Source organism: Streptomyces sp. NPDC001135, from assembly GCF_053598395.1.
This window is the reverse complement of sequence record NZ_JBSFKD010000002.1, coordinates 184,893-202,520: the sequence shown is the minus strand read 5'-3', so window position 1 is coordinate 202,520 and position 17,628 is coordinate 184,893. Positions and strand designations below refer to the sequence as shown.

General features: G+C 70.5%; 15 protein-coding genes and 1 pseudogene. 5 read left to right on the top strand and 11 right to left on the bottom strand.

Annotation, left to right across the window (positions count from 1 at the left end):
- Complete coding sequence (locus tag ACWC94_RS03950) at positions 1–1,554, top strand: fibronectin type III domain-containing protein (RefSeq protein ID WP_450794779.1); 1,554 nt, start codon at positions 1–3, stop codon at positions 1,552–1,554.
- A 3-nt stretch (positions 1,555–1,557) separates the two neighbouring features.
- Entirely contained in the window at positions 1,558–2,079 is a 522-nt protein-coding gene (locus tag ACWC94_RS03945; protein WP_450794778.1) for an adenylyltransferase/cytidyltransferase family protein, read from the top strand.
- Here ACWC94_RS03945 and ACWC94_RS03940 read toward each other — a convergent pair.
- Positions 1,963–2,670: pseudogene (locus tag ACWC94_RS03940) on the bottom strand (CDP-alcohol phosphatidyltransferase family protein); the annotation flags it as partial. The gene ACWC94_RS03945 and the pseudogene ACWC94_RS03940 sit on opposite strands and share 117 nt — an antisense overlap.
- A 42-nt stretch (positions 2,671–2,712) precedes the next feature.
- On the opposite strand from ACWC94_RS03940, the gene ACWC94_RS03935 reads away from it, so the two are divergent.
- On the top strand, positions 2,713–4,080 hold the full coding sequence (locus ACWC94_RS03935; protein ID WP_450794777.1) for a glycosyl hydrolase family 28-related protein: 1,368 nt from the start codon (positions 2,713–2,715) through the stop codon (positions 4,078–4,080).
- A 112-nt stretch (positions 4,081–4,192) separates the two neighbouring features.
- Here ACWC94_RS03935 and ACWC94_RS03930 read toward each other — a convergent pair whose 3' ends face one another.
- A complete protein-coding gene (locus tag ACWC94_RS03930; RefSeq protein WP_450794776.1) occupies positions 4,193–4,483 on the bottom strand; it encodes a hypothetical protein in 291 nt (96 codons plus the stop codon).
- Positions 4,484–5,164: 681 nt separating this feature from the next.
- On the opposite strand from ACWC94_RS03930, the gene ACWC94_RS03925 reads away from it, so the two are divergent.
- A complete protein-coding gene (locus tag ACWC94_RS03925; protein WP_450794775.1) occupies positions 5,165–6,634 on the top strand; it encodes a fibronectin type III domain-containing protein in 1,470 nt (489 codons plus the stop codon).
- A gap of 46 nt (positions 6,635–6,680) precedes the next feature.
- Here ACWC94_RS03925 and ACWC94_RS03920 read toward each other — a convergent pair whose 3' ends face one another.
- Positions 6,681–7,823 carry a glycosyltransferase gene (locus tag ACWC94_RS03920; protein ID WP_450794774.1) on the bottom strand — a complete coding sequence of 381 codons (1,143 nt, stop codon included), beginning with the start codon at positions 7,821–7,823 and terminating at the stop codon, positions 6,681–6,683.
- Between the two features lie 256 nt (positions 7,824–8,079).
- Between ACWC94_RS03920 and ACWC94_RS03915 the strand changes: the two genes are divergently transcribed.
- Positions 8,080–8,373 (top strand): hypothetical protein, encoded by a 294-nt coding sequence (locus ACWC94_RS03915; protein WP_450794773.1) that lies wholly within the window; start codon positions 8,080–8,082, stop codon positions 8,371–8,373.
- A 121-nt stretch (positions 8,374–8,494) separates the two neighbouring features.
- Here ACWC94_RS03915 and ACWC94_RS03910 read toward each other — a convergent pair whose 3' ends face one another.
- From ACWC94_RS03910 to mmsA, 8 genes are all read right to left on the bottom strand, one after another.
- Positions 8,495–8,827: a hypothetical protein gene (locus ACWC94_RS03910; protein WP_450794772.1), complete on the bottom strand. Its 333-nt coding sequence runs from the start codon at positions 8,825–8,827 to the stop codon at positions 8,495–8,497.
- 93 nt (positions 8,828–8,920) lie between these two features.
- A complete protein-coding gene (locus ACWC94_RS03905) occupies positions 8,921–9,250 on the bottom strand; it encodes a hypothetical protein (protein ID WP_351245713.1) in 330 nt (109 codons plus the stop codon).
- A 59-nt stretch (positions 9,251–9,309) separates the two neighbouring features.
- A complete protein-coding gene (locus tag ACWC94_RS03900) occupies positions 9,310–9,642 on the bottom strand; it encodes a hypothetical protein (RefSeq protein ID WP_450794771.1) in 333 nt (110 codons plus the stop codon).
- A 347-nt stretch (positions 9,643–9,989) separates the two neighbouring features.
- On the bottom strand, positions 9,990–10,409 hold the full coding sequence (locus ACWC94_RS03895) for a hypothetical protein (protein WP_450794770.1): 420 nt from the start codon (positions 10,407–10,409) through the stop codon (positions 9,990–9,992).
- 195 nt (positions 10,410–10,604) lie between these two features.
- A complete protein-coding gene (locus ACWC94_RS03890; protein ID WP_450794769.1) occupies positions 10,605–11,459 on the bottom strand; it encodes an ABC transporter permease in 855 nt (284 codons plus the stop codon).
- On the bottom strand, positions 11,456–14,104 hold the full coding sequence (locus ACWC94_RS03885) for a CocE/NonD family hydrolase (protein WP_450794768.1): 2,649 nt from the start codon (positions 14,102–14,104) through the stop codon (positions 11,456–11,458). Before ACWC94_RS03885 ends, ACWC94_RS03890 begins: the two co-directional genes overlap by 4 nt.
- 232 nt (positions 14,105–14,336) lie before the next feature.
- Positions 14,337–15,746 carry an APC family permease gene (locus ACWC94_RS03880; RefSeq protein ID WP_450794767.1) on the bottom strand — a complete coding sequence of 470 codons (1,410 nt, stop codon included), beginning with the start codon at positions 15,744–15,746 and terminating at the stop codon, positions 14,337–14,339.
- A 374-nt stretch (positions 15,747–16,120) separates the two neighbouring features.
- Complete coding sequence (gene mmsA / locus ACWC94_RS03875) at positions 16,121–17,623, bottom strand: CoA-acylating methylmalonate-semialdehyde dehydrogenase (RefSeq protein ID WP_450794766.1); 1,503 nt, start codon at positions 17,621–17,623, stop codon at positions 16,121–16,123.
- Between the last annotated feature and the right edge of the window lie 5 nt (positions 17,624–17,628).

Here is a 17,628-nt window from a genome sequence, read left to right as displayed (position 1 = left end):
TTGCTCCACGGCAAGCTCCGCAAGAAGGCGGTCACGGGTCCGGCTGCCGCAGCCCTCATGTGCGCAGGCGCCCTGCTCTGCTCCCCCGCCGCCGCGGTCACGCGGCACGATCCGGCAACACTCACCGCCGATCCCCTGGCCACCTGGCAGACGGACGGAATCGTCTGGTCCCTGGCCTACGCCCGCGGTGTCGTCTACGCCGGGGGCAGCTTCGACGCGGTCCGCCCGCCCGGTGCCGCCCCCGACACCCGGCAGATCCCGCGGCACAACTTCGCCGCGTTCGACGCCGCGACCGGGGCGCTGCTGCCCTGTGCCCCGTCCTTCAGCGACGGTGCCGGCCCCTACAGCGCCGGCACGGTACGGGCCATGAAGGCCTCCCCCGACGGCCGGGTGCTGTACGTGGGCGGCTCCTTCGGCCACGTCGGGTCCATGGGGGTGGCCAACGCGGTGGCCCTGAACACCGCCGACTGCACCCTGCGCACGGACTTCCGGCCCGCGGTGTCCGCGACCGTCCGGGCCATCGCGGCAACCGGCCGAGCGGTGTACCTGGGCGGCGACTTCGACCAGGTCTACGGCCAGGGCAGGACCCGCGTCGCCGCCTTGACCCCCGCAGGCTCCCTCCTGCCCTTCAAGGCGAACGTGGACCTTCCCGTGCGCGCCCTGTCGGCCGCGACCTCGGGGCGGGAGATCCTGGTCGGGGGGGATTTCGAGTCCGTCAACGGCAGGCGGGTCCACGCCCTGGCAGCGCTGGACCGCACCACCGGGGCGACGGTCCGCACCTTTGCGGGCTGGCTGCCGTCCGGTTCGACGGTCAAGACGATCGCACAGGACGGCTCCCGCTTCTACATCGGTGCCGAAGGCGAGGGGCTGGGCGTCTTCGACGGACGCATCGCGGGCCGGCTCCGGGACGGCGCCATGCTGTGGAAGGACACCTGCCTCGGCGCCACCCAGGCCGTGCTGCCCCACAACGGTGTCCTCTACAGCGCCTCCCACGCGCACGACTGCTCCCGGACCCCCGGCGGTTTTCCCGAGCGGGGTGTCCGGCACACCCTGCTGGCCCAGTCGGTCACCGACCGGAGGATCCTGCACTGGTTCCCCGACACCGACGGCGGACTCGGCGAGGGAGTGGGCCCCCGCACCCTGACCGCGGCCGGGGACACCCTGTGGGTCGGGGGTGAGTTCACCCAGGTCAACGACCGGCCGCAGCAGGGGCTCACCCGCTTCGGCGCCACCGCCCCCACGAGCGTGCCCCAGTCCCCGGCCCTCGGGGTCCTGGCCGCGCACCCGGGGAAGGTCACCATCGGCTGGCATGCCGTGTGGGACCGCGGCACCGCTGTCCTGACGTACCGGCTCTACCGGGACGGAAGGCTCGTCTCCCGGCAGGCCAAGGCATCCGCGGCCTGGGACCTTCCAGCCATGAGCTACACCGACCAGGTGGCCGCCGGCTCCCGCCACCAGTACGCGATCGAGGTGACGAACGGCAGCCGCACCTCGCCCCGGTCCGCGATGTTCGTGACGGTGCCCGCGCGCACGGGCCGGACGAGCGGAGCCTGAGCTGTGACAGCGACACGCATCGGGTATGCGCCCGGCGTCTGGGACCTGTTCCACATCGGGCACCTCAGCATCCTGCGGGAGGCGCGCCGGCACTGCGACCGGCTCGTGGCGGGGCTGGCGTCCGACGAGCTGACCAGGCGCCTCAAGGGCAGGCCGCCGGTGATCCCGCTGGCCGAGCGCCTGGAGATCGTCCGCGGTGTGCGCCACGTCGACGACGTCGTCGTGGAGACGCACGGGGACAAACTGCAGATCTGGAAGCAGGTCGGATTCCATGTCGTGTTCAAGGGCGACGACTGGAAGGGCACCCCCAAATGGGACATCCTCGAACGCCGCTTCGCGAAGGTCGGTGTCGAAGTCGTCTACTTCCCCTACACCGTGCACACGTCCAGCACGCTACTGCGCAGGGCACTGGAGCTGATGGAGCTCGCGGAACCACTTCACCAAGAAGGCCACCATGAACAGGACATGAGCCACGAGGAGCACGCAGTACAGGGCAAGGAAGAGATCCCGACTGCCCAGAAATAGAAAACAGACGCACGTCGTGCCGTAGTCGACCGGCAGAAGCAGGACGGACCCCCACGCCGAGGCAGGGCCGCCGCCCCTTCCCGCCACCACCCGCCCCTTGAGCTGCTGCGTGAGAATGCCGGCGAAAAAGATCACCACCGCGGCGAGCTGGAACAGCATGGGGGCCAGCAGGAAGAGCGGACTGGGAAGGGCGAAGAAACGGTAGAACGCCACCAGCACCACCAGGTGCAGCATGACGATCCTGACGCAGTCCAGCACATGGTCCAGCCATTCACCCGACAAGGTCGCGCAGCGCTGGCTCCGCGCGAGCTGACCGTCCGCGGCATCCAGGGCGAAACCCACGGCAAGGGCCACACCGACACCGACCGACATCACGGGCCCGGGCCGCAGCAGGGCCACCGCGGCCAGGGCCGGAAAAGTGAACAGGGCACCGAGTAGCGTCAGCTGATTGGGGGTCGCACCGAGCCGGGAGGCCAGCGCCGCCATCACACGGCCGGCCGGACGATTGACGAACCGGCTGTAGACCGACACCCCCTTCGCCGGTTTCTGCGCCGTCGACAGTTGCCTCAGCATTTCCGCGAACTCGGCCATAACCCTCCTTGGTGACACACCGCGTGAGAAAGGAAGGCAACTATGACAGAACAGGGTGGCGAGATGGCCCGCAATCGTCGGCGTATTCTGCGCGGCGGAACATCGCTGCTGGTCGCGGCAGCCCTGCCCGCCAACAGTGCGACCGCCAAAAGTGCGTCCGCCAAGCGTGCGGACATCGGGCCGATGTCCTCGGTCAACATCACCGACCTCGGTGCCGTGGGCGACGGACGCACCGACGACACCCAGGCGTTCGAGACCGCGTACACGCTCGCCGCCGCCCGCGTCCGGGGCGGCGTGGGCCGGCTGGTGGTCGAGATCCCCGCCGGCGACTTCCTCATCACGCGCCCGCACGCCCTGTTGAACGGCGTCGCCCCGCCACGGCCCGCGAACGGTCTGCGCTTCGTCGGGGCGGGCAAGAACATGACCGCCCTCGTCTTCCGTCCGGACACCGGCCCGGGCTCCTATCTGTGCCGGAACGAGGACAGCTGGTCCAACCTCTCCTTCGAGCGCATGCAGTTCCGCTCCGCCACACCGGGCGCGTCCTTCTTCCGTTCGTACTCCACCGGACTGGCCCAGGACTACCGGTTCTCGGAGTGCGAATGGCTCGGGGAATGGGAGTACGGGCTGGCCCTCGACGGCACGAACACCAACTCGGAGATGCTGTGGCAGGCCTGCACGGTCGCCGGCAGCTACCGCAAGGCGTTTCTCTACTCGGGGCTCACGGGACACAAACAGGCCGCGCCGAACGACCAGGACCAGTTCCTGAACTACTGGTTCACCGACATGAAGGTCGAATACGAGTGGGGCAACTTCCTGGAATTCCCCTACGGCGGATCCATCTCCTGCCGGGGCGGCTCCTACATCATCACCGGCAAACGCCCCCAGAGCACCGCGGAGTACGGCACCACCAGCACCTTCTTCCGCTTCCCGGTCAGCGAACACCACGACTCGGTACAGCGCTTCCACGCCCAGGACATCCGCTTCGAGGTACGCGACCCGGATGTGCGGATCATCGACTGCGTGTGGAGCAGCGGAACCGTCCACTTCACCGACTGCGACGACACCGCGAACGCCTACAAGGACTTCTCCGCCGACGTCCGTCCGCACCAGTACAGCGTGGGCCCGCGGGGCCCGCTGATCCGCTACGACTCCTGCCAGCTCGTGGGCCGTCACCAGTACCGGACGACCGACCGGCAGGACACCCAGCCGGCCGTCGTCCGCTACGACATGTGCCTGCTGCGGAGCCGGCCGCAGCGGGAGTTCGCCGTCACCGACGGCCCCCGCGCGCTCCCGGCCCCCTTCGTACGCTTCACCGACTGCATCGACGCCGACCCCGCCGGCACCAGATCCGCACCGGCCACGCCCGCCACCCCGCCCGTGTCCCCCGGTGAGACCTCCCCCACGGACTGAACCCCGGCCGTCCGACTGCCCCGGCGTGTGGGGGCCCGGGATGTCCCGGGCCCCCACATCTGTGTACGGCGCGGTGGCGCGGCAGGGGCAGGCGATGCCGGGCGCCGCCGCGTCAGACGTACTTGGTGGTCTTGACGCAGAAGTCGATACGGGTGATGTCCGGGTCCTTCCCGCTCGAGGTGGCCGGGGCGTGGAGTCCCGCGTCGGCCGCCGTGCCGTCGGGGAAGCCCGTCGAGCTGTCGTACTTGTAGACCTTGGCGCCGGTGCTGCTCGTGACCGTGACCTGGACGGCGGAACGGTGGGCGGACGAGGGGATGCTGAAGCCGAACACCTGCCCCTGGGTGCCGTTGCTGACGGTGAGCTGGAGGTTCCCGTCGCCGGGGATCGCCACGGGCCCGCTCACCGGAATGATCACACTGAACCCGGTCGTGCCCGTCGGGCAGGTCCCCGGCGGGGGCGGGGGCGGGGTCGTCTGGCAGGGCGTGCAGCCGGACGTGGGCGGCGTCGTCGGCTGGCACGCCGAGCACCCGGATGTGCCGCTCGTCTGGCACGACGAGCACCCCGACGTGCCGGTCGTCGGGCATGACTTGCACGCCGGCATCACTCGGGGAACCGCGTGGGCCGACGCGGGGCCGGCGGCGATACCGAATGCCACGGTCGCGGTCAGGCCGGCGCCGACGAGCCGGGCTCCCCAACTCCGCGCCGGGGCCTGCGTTTTCGTTCGGGCAGCTACTCGCATTACGAGTACTCCTCCTCCATGCTTGGGTACCTGACCTCGGGTACCTGATCTCGCCCTGGCGAACTCTCACGCCATTTCCATTGGCAGTTCGAGCTTGACCAAGCGTCCGCCGCCGGGCGTGCTTACACTCGCACGAGTGGACTGCCGTTATGGATTACGACTCCTTTTCCTAGGCCATTTGAGCTTCAGTAGGAGCCTGAAGGGTGGAGCACCCGCTTGTCGAATCCGGTGATACGCGGCCGGGTGTCTACTTTCGGAAAGCTTCTCGCCCCCGTATCCCTCGACCCGGGATGTTCCATGCGTCTAAGGAAAAGCACTTCCAGGACCGCCACCACGGCCTCCGCAGTGGCACTCCTTGCCGCCGCATCGCTCACGAGCGCTTCCGGCGCGCAGGCCGGCCACGAAAAGACCCTGACGGCCGCGCCGTTGGCGACGTGGCAGACCGACGGTGTCGTCTGGTCGGTCGAGTACGCACGCGGTGTCGTGTACGTCGGAGGCACCTTCGACAGCGTCCGCCCGCCCGGCGCGAAGCCCGGCGAGAAGGAGGTCACCCGGAGGAACTTCGCCGCGTTCGACGCCGTGACCGGCAAACTGCTGCCGTGTGCGCACTCCTTCACCGGCGGTATGAACACGGTCCGGGCTCTGAAGGCTTCGCCCGACGGCAAAGTGCTCTACGTCGGCGGATCGTTCGGCCACGTCGACCGCACGGATGTGGCCAGTGCGGTCGCGCTCGACACGGCCGGCTGCTCCCTGCGCAAGGACTTCCGCCCCGCGATGGGCTCGCTCGTGCGGGCCGTCGAGACCACCGGTAAGACCGTCTACCTGGGCGGTGAGTTCACCGTCGTCGACGGCCGGCCCAGGAACCGCGTCGCGGCCTTCACCCCGAGCGGCTCGTTGCTGCCGTTCCGTGCCGGCATCGACGAGCCGGTCCGTGCCATCCTGGCCGCGCCCGATCGCGGGCAGGTCCTCGTCGGCGGCGAATTCCACAGCGTCAACGGCCGTCCGGAGCAGGCGCTGGTCTCCCTGAACCCCACAACCGGTGCGACCGTACGGTCCTTTCCGGACTGGATTCCGGAACGGTCCGCGGTGACGTCGCTGGCGCGCAACGGCGACCACTTCTATCTGGGAGCCGAGGGCTCGGGTACGGGGATCTTCGACGGACGTATCGCCGGCCGGCTGTCGGACGGCTCGATGGTCTGGAAGGACACCTGCCTGGGTGCCACCCAGGACCTCGTCCTGCACAAGGGCGTCCTGTACAGCGCTTCCCACGCCCACTACTGCGCGCTGACGCCGGGCGGCTTCCCCGACGGGGCCCGTCGGCACTTCCTCGCGCAGTCGGCCGGCGACAAGCGCATCCTGCACTGGTTCCCCGACACCGACGACGGCATCGGCGAGGGGGTCGGCCCGCGAGCGCTCGCGATGGCGGGCGACATCCTGTGGGCGGGCGGTGAGTTCACCGCGGTCAACGGCACACCCCAGCAGGGCCTGACGCGCTTCGGGGCCGGTCCGGCCAACACGCCTCCCCAGGAGTCCCCCCGGCTGACGAGCGACGGCTCACGCACCGGGAAGGTCACGCTGGTCTGGCGCGCCTCCTGGGACAGGGACGACGCGGAGCTGGCCTACCGGATCTACCGGGACGGGGTCCTCGTGGCCACGCGGAAGCAGCCGTCGGCCGAGTGGTACCGCCCGGAGATGTCGTACACGGATGAGGTCTCCCCCGGCTCTCACCACCGCTACACGATCGCTGTCACCGACGGAAAGAACACGACGCCCCGGTCGGCACCGCTCGACGTGACCGCGTTCGCCGCCAAGTGACCGGCCGGGGCGCGGTGAGGGGGCGACGCCTGAGGGGGCGGCGCCCTCACGTGGTGATCGACTCCCTGCTCTGGCTGGGCACGAACGGCGTGGTGCCGACGCCGAGCAGTTCGCGGTACACGTCGCTCACCGCGTCCCTGGTCTGCTGGATGTCGTGGGCGGCGACCACGTACGCGCGGCCCTGCGCGCCCAGGGCCGCGCGCAGCGGCGTACGGCGCAGCAGTGCCGTCAGCGCCCGCGCCAGCGCGTCGGCGTCCTCCGGCGGCACCAGGCAGTGCGGCAGATGGCCGGGCGGCAGGCTCTCGCGCACGCCGTCCACGTCCGTCACGAGGACCGGCCGGGCGCACGCCATGGCCTCCAGGGGGACGAGTGCCCGGCCCTCCCGGCGGGACGGCTGGACCACCACGTCCGCGGCCCGGTACCAGGGGGCGGCGTCGGCCGCCGGGCCCGCGAACTCCACCGACGCGGGCGCCGCGGCACGCAGCCGACCCGCGTCCGGACCGTCGCCGACCAGCACCAGCCGGGCGTCCGGCACCTGCCGTACGACGGCGGGCCAGGCCCGCAGGAGCACGTCCTGGCCCTTGTGCCGGCACAGCCGTCCCACGCACACGACGAGGGGGCCCGCCGCGGACCGGGCGATGCTCCCCTCCGGCCGGAACCTGCGGGTGTCGACGCCGTCGGGGACCATGAGCCACTGGGCGGTGATGCCGTGCCGTTCCCCGGTACGCCGTTCCGCCTCGCTCAGGCACAGGACGCGCGCCGCCCACCGCGCCCCGAACTGCTCCCAGCGCACGGCGGCTTGGGACTTGACGCCGTCCGCGGCCTCGAACGACCAGGCGTGCGGCTGGAAGACGGTCGGGAGCCGGCCGCGCACCGCGAGCCGCGTGGCGAGCCCCGCCTTCGCGCCGTGCGCGTGCACCACGTCGGGACGTACCTCGCGCAGTACCCGGGCCAGCAGGGCCACTTCACCGGGGAGCCGGGGTCCGGGTGAGCGGGTCGCGTGCCACGGAAGCACCCTGCAGCCCTCCGCGCGCAGCGCGTCGGTCAGTGTGCCGCCGCGCGGGCAGGCGACGCGGACGTGCAGCCCCGCGGCGAGCTGCGCTGCCGCCAGGTCCGTCACGAACCGTGCGACACCGCCCTCGACCGGCTGAGTGACGTGCAGGACGTGCGGCTCACGGGGAATGCGCATGACCGAGGCTTCCCTTCCGAAGAAACACTTGGAACCAGCGCAAAGCATCTGGTCCCTTTTTCGGCGGAGCCGTCAATCGTGTCGGAATAATTCACCTGCTTGGCACTGTGACAGACCGGCGTAATGCGCAGATAATCCGATAAGAATTCCTGCGATGTCGTTCAGGATGTATGAGTTCCGGGGAACTTGCGGCCCACGGAGTTTCCCGTGGCGCCCCTCTCTCGTTAGCTCAGCGGAAGCGAGAGAAAGGAACACAATGAAGAGTCTGAAGGCTGCCGCCATCGTTGTCGGCACCCTGGCCATGGCGGGCGTCGCGGCGCCCGCCTTCGCGGCGGACGTGCCGGCGCAGGGCCTCATCGATGACGGGAAGACGGTTGCCCGGTCTCTCCCCACCGCAGCCGAGATGCCGACCGGCGCCCTGGCCAGCGACGTCAAGCACGCGGCGGACGGCGTGAAGAAGTCGGGTGTCGTCAAGACCCCCGTCTTCGGCGGCGCCCTGCCGAACCCTCTCAACGGCAAGCCGCCCGCCGCACTTCCCGTCTTGAAGTAGAAGACGCATCCGCTGGGTCTTTTCAGGCCGGCTCCGGGTTCTCGGAGCCGGCCTTCTTCGTGTGCGGGAAAAGCAGATGGCGGCCCGCCGAGCGTCGGCGGGCCGCCAGGCTCCGGGCTGCTCAGAACAGCAGACCACCGGCGTAGGGGGCCAGCTGCGTCTGGTCGACCGCCGCGGTGTTGCAGGCGGCGTAGTGCGAGTTCGGCGCCGCGACACCGGCACCGCCGAGGACGCCGACGGAGCCGTTGGACCACGGCGCGATGCAGCGGCCGTCGATGACCGAGCCGTTGGAGACCAGGAGGCCCTGCTGGGGGGAGTTCACGACGACCGGGGACTCCGAGAAGCCGTTGCCGCCGGTGACCGTGGTGGTGTTGTCGTCGGCCGCTGCGGCGCCACCGGCCGCCAGGACGAGGCCCGCTGCCAGGACGGACAGGGCCGTAACCTTCTTACGCATGGATGCGCCTTTCGGATGGGAGGGGCAGGTCGGGCGGGAGCGTCTGCCGACGTCCCCGCCCTGCTCCGGGATGGTTCGGAGCGCGAAGGGGGCTCAGAAGAGCAGGCCACCCGTGTACGTGGCACGCTGCGACTGGTCGACGCCCGCGGTGTTGCAGGCGGCGTAGTGCGAGTTCGGCACGATGGTCGCGGCGCCACCGAGGACGCCGACGGCGCCGTTGGACCACGGCGCGACGCAGCGCAGGTCGACGAGCGTGCCGTTGGAGACGACGGCGCCCTGCTGCGGGGCGTTCACGACAACCGGGGACGACGAGAAGCCGTTGCCGCCGGTGACCGTGGTGCAGTTGTCGGCTGCGGCAGTGCCGGCCGCCGCGAGGACGACGCCCGCGGCGAGGGCAGAGATGGCCGTAACCTTGTTACGCATGGAGTGTCCTTTCCGGACTGCGAGGGGGTTCACCTGCTCGGAATGACTCGAAGCAGGGGTCAGAAGAGCAGGCCGCCCTGGTAAGCGGCCCTCTGCGACTGGTCGACCGGCGCTGTGTTGCAGGCGGCGTAGTGCGAGTTCGGCACGATGGTCGCGGCGCCGCCGAGGACGCCGACGGCGCCGTTGGACCACGGCGCGATGCAGCGGCCGTCGATGAGCGAGCCGTTGACGACAACCACCCCCTGCTGAGGGGCGTTCACGACGACCGGGGACTCCGAAAAGCCGTCACCACCAGTGACGTTCGTCGTGTTCGAATGGGCGGAGGCAACGCCAGCGCTGCCGCAGAGCGCACTAAGGGCGAGTGCAGTGACGACCGCGAACTTCCTGGTCAACTCGGTTCCTTCCTGGATTCACGGTAAGCCGCGCTTACATAGCAAGAAACCGAAATATGTGGCGAAAAGTCACGCGGACACCGGGCATACCGGGCGGATTCCACCGGATGGCGGAACGGCAGCCGTGGGCCGATTCATTCGAGCTGCACGGGCCCGGCGTCAGCGCCGACATGCGTCCGGCCCACTGGCAAGGAGGAATCCAGTGGGCCGGACAGGTTTTGTGGCGTGTGTGCGGCACGACATCGGCGCCGGGGTGGGTGCGCGGCACTGCGGTGTCGGGTCTCCGGCGAGGGAACCGGATCAGAGTCTCAGAATCCCGGTCACGCCGACTCCTGACGGTTTCCGCGTCACCCCTGGTTGAGCAGGCTACCGACCCCGGCGCTGGTCGGCCCATTCAACGGGTGGAGCTGAACGGCTCCACTTCCGAGTGGATTCTTCACCGGAATTGCGGGCTTCTTGTTGGTGCCGCGGCCCATGCCGTCCAGGTAAACGCCGGAGACCTTCGCCGCCTTGTTCTTGCCGGTGACGGACGACGCCTGGTTCTCGTCGAACGCGCTGCCCTTGGTGAGGTTGCCCTGCTTGGCCACCCGCATCACGGTGTCGGCCGCGGGCACCAGGGCCGGAGTCACCTCGGTCTGGGACATGAGGCCGAGCGGGCCGGTTTCGTGGGCCGGCGTCTTACCGGCGCCCGAGGCCGCGACGGCGGAGCCACCCACGAGACTCGCGCCGATCGCCAACGCCGCAGTTGTGAAAACTGCTTTCTTCATGATTCACCTCACTTGAAGTTACCTCTGATCCGACAGACGCAGAACATAGCAGTCCACAGTGCACCCAAAGCGACGCGCTACTCCATACGCATGAATGCCATGGGAGTGAAGGAGCGCATTCCCGGGTTTTATACAGAGGTATTCACATCTGGTCGGCGAATCGATTGATCGTATGGTGCGTCAAGCGTGGGAAAACTACGACACCACGTCCTTGCGGGCGAACCCGCGGAAGGCCAGGGCGATGAGCACGAGTGCGTAGCTCAGGGAGATCGCCGTCCCCTGGATCATGCCGGTCCACTCGGGGTGCGGCTGGACGGTGTCGGCCCAGGCGAACTGCCAGTGCGCGGGCAGGACGTCACGCCAGTGGCCGAGGGCGGTGACGGCGTCCAGGACATTGCCGACGATGGTCAGGCCGACCGCGCCGCCGACCGCGCCGAGCGGGGCGTCGGTCTTCGTCGACAGCCAGAACGCGAGCCCCGCGGTGACCAGCTGGGACACGAAGACGTACGCCACGGTCACCGCCAGGCGCTGCAGCGCCGTGCCGGGGTCCAGCGCGCCGCCGGTGGGAATCTGCAGCGGGCCCCAGCCGTAGGCCGCCGTACCGGCGGCGAGGGCGACCACCGGGAGCAGGATCATCGCGGCGAGACTCAGCCCGAGCGCCACGACCAGCTTGGACCACAGCAGCCGGGCCCGCGGCACGGGGGCTGCGAGCAGATAGCGCAGGGAGGACCAGCTCGCCTCCGAGGCGACCGTGTCCCCGCAGAACAGGGCGACCGGGATGACCAGCAGGAAGCCGGCCGAGACGAACAGGTTCACGGCGGCGAAGTTGGCGCCGGACGCGGTGGCCGTGTCCATCAGGGTGATCTGGTTGTTCCGGCCGCCCGGGTCACCGCCGACGGCGAAGGCGATCAGCAGCACGAACGGCAGGAGCGTGAGGATCGCGCCCATGACCAGGGTGCGGCGCCGCTTGAGCTGGCGGACCAGCTCGACCCGCAGGGGCAGGGTGTGCCGCGTCCGGTAACCGGAGGCGACCTCGGTGAGCGCGCTCATGCGGAACCTCCGATCAGGGTGAGGAAGGCGTCTTCCAGGCGGCGGTGCGGGCCGACCGAGGCGACGGGCACGTCCAGCCGGACCAGCTCCACGACCAGCCGCTCGGCGGTGCCGCCGGGTTCCAGCCGGATCAGCAGACCGTCGTCGGTGCGCACCGCGGAGGCGACGCCGGGCAGCGCGGCCACCTTCTCCGCGACCGGCTCCTCCACCGGGCCGGCGGTGCCGACGAGCAGGGTGTCGCCGGAGCCGACGATGTCGCCGACCGGACCGGCCTGGACGAGCCGGCCGCGGTCCATGACCACCAGATGGGTGCAGGACTGCTCGACCTCGGCGAGGAGATGGCTGGAGACGATCACCGTACGGCCGCCCGCCGCGTAGCGGATCATCACCTCGCGCATCTCGCGGATCTGGGGCGGGTCGAGGCCGTTGGTGGGCTCGTCGAGGATGAGCAGGTCGGGCAGGCCGAGCATGGCCTGGGCGATGGCGAGGCGCTGGCGCATGCCCTGCGAGTAGGTGCGCACCGCGCGGGCGAGCGCGTCGCCGAGCCCGGCGATCCGCAGGGCCTCGTCCAGGTGGGCGTCCTCGGGCGGGCGGCCGGTGGCCTGCCAGTACAGCTCCAGGTTCGCCCGGCCGGACAGATGCGGCAGGAAGCCCGCGCCCTCCACGAAGGCGCCGACCCTCGACAGCACGGGCGCGCCGGGCCGGACGGCGTGGCCGAAGACGCGGATCTCGCCGGCGTCCGGGGTGATCAGGCCCATCAGCATGCGCAGGGTGGTGGTCTTGCCCGCGCCGTTGGGTCCGAGCAGGCCGAGCACCTGGCCCTTCTCGACGCGGAAGGACAGGTCACGCACCGCGTACCGGTCGGCGGACTTCGCGTACCGCTTGCTCAAGCCCTTGATCACCAGCGGGACGTCGGCCGCCTCGGGGTCGGGCGCGGGGCCGGCCGTACGGCGACGGGCGGTGAGGAGCAGGGCGAGCGCGGCCCCCGCCGCGGCCACCGGCAGCCACCACACCCAGGCGGGCAGGGGTGCCGCGGCGGTGGTGACGGCCGGGGCCGTCGGCACGCTCAGGTCGCTCCTGAGGGAGACGGTGTAGGTGGCCGGGGCGGCCGGTGAGGCGTAGCCGAGGTCGGTGGAGGCGAGGACCAGGCGGAGCCGGTGGCCCTTCTGCACCTCGTGGTCGATGGCCGGCAGGGTGAGCGTGACGTCCTTGCCGGCCCGGGCGCCGGTCACCCGGAAGGGGGCGACGAGCTGCGCGGGCAGCACCGGCTGGGTGCCGTCGGGGCCGACGTCGTAGACCTTGCCGAACAGGACGGCGTCGTCGCTGGTCGAGGTGAGGTGGACGGTGACGGTCGGGGTGCCGGTGATCTGCAGGTCTCCGGTGAGCGGTGCGGAGTCGAACTTCGCGTACTGACCGGGGAAGTCCAGGGAGACACCGAGACCGAGCGCGGACAGCTGGGTCAGGCCGCCCGAGCCGCCGAGGCCGGGCAGCGCGGAGACGCCGGGCGGGCTGGCGCCGGCCGGGTTGGTGAGGTGCTGGGTGCCGCCGGTCAGGGCGATGCGGCGTGGGTGGTCGCGCAGACCGGGGTAGCCGGCGGCGCTCGCGCCGCGCAGCTGGGCCGTGCCGTCGGTGGAGTTCACTCCTCCGGTGCGGGTGATCCGGAAGGCCGGGCCGGTACCGGTGTGCTCGTCGCCCTTGAGATACCGGTCGAACCACGCGCGCACGCGTGCCTGGCCCCGGCCGCTCTCCATGTCGCCGCCGTCATGGCCGCCCGCGATCCAGTCGACGTCCACGGGGGCGCCGTTCGCCCGGATCGCCTTCTCGGCCGCGTCGGACTGGGCGAGGGTGAACAGGGAGTCCGTCTGGCCCTGTATGAGCAGGGTGGGCACCTTGATACGGGAGCCAACGGCGGACGGTGAGCGGGCCTGGAGCAGCTCGCGGGCGGCCGCGTCCGGGGTGCCGGACTCGGCGACCCGGTCGTACATCCGGCACAGCGCGGGCTCGAAGCGGGCGCAGCCGCCGCCGGTGTTGAAGAAGACACCGGCCCACAGCTTCTTGAAGACGCCGTTCGGGAAGAGGGCGTCGGCGAGGTCCCAGTAGGTGATGGCCGGGGCGATGGCGTCGACCCGGTGGTCGTATCCCGCGGCGAGCAGTGAGATCGCGCCGCCGTAGGAGCCGCCTGCCATGCCCACGCGCGGGTCGCCCGGGTGGTCGAGCTGGACCTGGGGCCGCTCCGCCAGCCAGTCGACGAGCCGGGAGACGTCGGCGACCTCGCCCTTCGGGTCGTTGAGCCCGATCCTTCCGGTGGACCTGCCGAAGCCGCGCGCGGACCAGGTCAGGACCGCGTAGCCGTCCCGGGCGAGGTCCTCGGCCTGCTCGCGCAGGTCGTCCTTGCTGCCGCCGAAGCCGTGCGCCAGCAGGACTGCGGGGTGCCGTCCGGCGGTGGCCGGGGTGAAGAACGACGTGTCCAGGCGGACGCCGTCCACCGCCATGACCTGGTCGGTCCTGTGCACCGGGGGTGTGTCACCGGATGCGGCGGCCGTCCACGTGCCGGCACCGGCGAGCACCACCACGGCGGCCGCGGCGGCACACAGCCGGCGCGGCCCCTTGAGCAGCCCCCGCACCGAAGGCACCCGAAGATCCATGCACTCAACGGTACGGGCGGCCACCGACAACCGGGGCAGCCGGTGGGCTGAATGCCGGGCCCTCCCCCGGGAGTACGGAGCGGGCCCGGCGTACAGCAGACGCGGTACGGCGGCCTGTCGGCCGAACACCGTCCCGGGCATCGTCGTTGCCGGGTGCGGGCGCGGGCGGGCTGGTCACGCGGTGCCCCGCGCCCCTCGGGGCCGGCGGCGCCGCCGGCCCCGGAAGCCCCCCTTACGCCGTCTCCTCCGCCTGGACGTCCTCCGGCAGGGAGACCAGCCAGCGGGTCTCGCGGCGCGGGCGGAGGTAGAAGGCCCAGTAGAGGGTGGCGACGGCGGTGATGCCGCCGGTCCACCACAGGTACGTCGGGTCCTGCTCGACCAGGATGTAGACAAGGACCGCGATCAGCAGGACCGGCATGGCCGGCCACAGCGGCATCCGCCACGCCTGCCTGCCGCCGTGCGCCCCGCGGCGGGCGAGCAGCGCGGCGACCGCGACCAGCAGGTACAGGCCGGTGACGGCGACCCCGGTGACGCCGTAGAGCGTGTCGAGGTTGACGAAGCAGAGGAAGGCACCGGGGACGCCGACGACGAGGGTGGCGACCCACGGGGAGCCGAACCGGCCCAGCTTGGCCAGGGCCTTGTTGACCGGCGAGGGCCAGGCCTTGTCGCGGGCGGAGGCGAACAGGACGCGGGAGTTCTGGATGACCATGACGATGCCCGCGTTGATGATCGCGAGGGCGACGCACAGGCTGACGAAGGTGCCGACGGCCGAGTTGCTCCAGGCGATGACCATGCTGGAGATGTCGCCGCCGGTCAGGGTCTTCAGGTCACCGGCGCCCACGGTGATCGCGGCGACCGGCACCAGGATGACCACGGTGGAGATGGCGAGTGTCGCGAGGACGGTACGGGCGACGTTGCGGCGCGGGTTCTCCAGTTCCTCGGAGAGGTAGACGGCGGTGGAGAAGCCCTGGGTGACGAAGAGGGCGATGGCGAGCCCGGAGACGACCATCATGGCCGTGACGGGGTTGACGTGCGCGTGCTCACCGGCGGCCTGCAGTGAGCCGAGGCTGCCCACCCCGCGGTGCGGGTGGCTGAAGCCGAGTACGGCCACCACGCCGGCGGCGACGACTTCCAGGACCAGGAAGATGCCGGTGATCCAGGCGTTGGCGCGCAGGTCGAGCAGACCGGCGAGGGTGGCCGCGATCATCACGCCGGCGCCCGTGAAGGCCGGGTCGAGGTGGATGACCGGGGCGAGGTAGTCCGCGGTGCCCATCGCGATGACCGGAGGGACGATCATCACGACGAGCAGTGACATCACGAAGGCCAGCCAGCCGGCGAGCCGTCCGGCCAGGGTGGAGACGATGGCGTACTCGCCGCCCGCGCTGGGGATGAGGGTGCCCAGCTCCGAGTAGCAGAACGCCACGGGGATACAGAGGAGCGCACCGATGGCGATACAGAGCGCCGTCGCCGTACCCAGGCTGGAGAACAGGTCGGGCACGATCACGAAGAGCGTGGAGGCGGGCGTGACGCACGAGAGGGTGAGGAGGGTGCCGCCGACGACACCGATCGAACGCTTGAGCTTCTGAGGACTGTCGGAAGCGTCTGTGACGGCTGTGTCGACAGGGCGGAGCGTATCGGTCATGCGGCGGTTCCGATCGACTCGTGTGACTGAGGGTGGGGACGGGAGCGCTATCGCCTCCGGCGGATCGTCGTACGGTCACTCGTCCGCTCCCGACGCTGCATAGAGAACCCCGACGAAAACCGCTGAGTCAATGGCCGTTTACCTTCGGAATCCGCACTTCCGACGAGGCTCACTCCACATCAGATTCGTAGGCCGCGACGCCCTATGGGGGCATCCATCAAGCTTTGCGGCAAAGTGACCTTGCTTTCAAAGGTCAACTACGGACTAACCCTTAGCCACCCGTTTCATCCCCCGTAAACGGGAACCGAAGCCGGCGTGTCAAAAAAATGTCAGGCCGTCCGGAATCCGGACGGCCTGACAAAGGGCTGGGGCCCTCAGTGGTTGCGCGGGAAGCCCAGGTCCACGCCCGCCGGGGCGTCGGCCGGGTCGGGCCAGCGGGTGGTGACGACCTTGCCGCGGGTGTAGAAGTGCGTGCCGTCGTTGCCGTAGATGTGGTGGTCGCCGAAGAGCGAGTCCTTCCAGCCACCGAAGGAGTGGTAGCCGACGGGGACCGGGATCGGGACGTTCACGCCGACCATGCCCGCCTCGATCTCCAGCTGGAAGCGACGGGCCGCGCCGCCGTCCCGGGTGAAGATCGCGGTGCCGTTGCCGAACGGCGAGGCGTTGATGAGGGCCACGCCCTCGTCGTAGGTGTCCACGCGCAGCACGCACAGCACCGGGCCGAAGATCTCGTCCTGGTAGGCCTTGGCGCTGGTCGGCACCTTGTCCAGCAGCGAGATCCCGATCCAGTGGCCGTCCTCGAAGCCCTCGACCGTGTAACCGGTGCCGTCGAGGACCACCTCGGCGCCCTCGGCCGCCGCGCCCTCGACATAGGAGGCCACCTTGTCGCGGTGGACCTTGGTGATCAGCGGGCCCATCTCCGACGCCGGGTCGTTGCCCGGACCGATCTTGATCTTCTCGGCGCGCTCGCGGATCTTCTCCACCAGCGTGTCCCCGATCGCGCCCACGGCCACGACCGCGGAGATGGCCATGCAGCGCTCGCCCGCGGAGCCGTAGGCGGCGGACACCGCGGCGTCGGCCGCCGCGTCCAGGTCGGCGTCCGGCAGCACCAGCATGTGGTTCTTGGCACCGCCCAGGGCCTGCACCCGCTTGCCGTTGGCGGAGGCCGTGGTGTGGATGTAGCGGGCGATCGGGGTCGAGCCGACGAAGGAGACGGCCTTGACGTCCGGGTGCTCCAGGAGGCGGTCGACGGCCACCTTGTCGCCGTGCACGACGTTGAACACGCCGTCCGGCAGACCGGCCTCCGACAGCAGCTCGGCGATCTTGACGGAGGCCGACGGGTCCTTCTCGGACGGCTTCAGCACGAAGGTGTTGCCGGTCGCGATGGCGATCGGGAACATCCACATCGGGACCATCGCCGGGAAGTTGAACGGCGTGATGCCGGCGACGACACCGAGCGGCTGGCGGATGGAGGAGACGTCCACGCCGCTCGCGACCTGCGTCGACAGCTCGCCCTTCAGCTGCACGTTGATGCCGCAGGCCAGGTCGACGATCTCCAGGCCGCGCGCCACCTCGCCGAGCGCGTCCGAGTGCACCTTGCCGTGCTCGGCGGTGATCAGCTCCGCGATGGCGTCCCGGTTGGCGTCCAGCAGCGCCCGGAACTTGAAGAGGATCGAGGTGCGCTGGGCCAGCGAGGACCGGCCCCAGGTCACGAAGGCGTCCTTGGCCGCCGCGACGGCCGCGTCCACCTCCTCGACCGACGCGAACGCGACCTTCGTGGTGACCGCGCCGGTCGCCGGGTCGGTGACCGGCCCGTACGTGCCCGACGCGCCTTCGACGGTCTTCCCGCCGATCCAGTGGTTGACGATCTTCGTCATGCCCA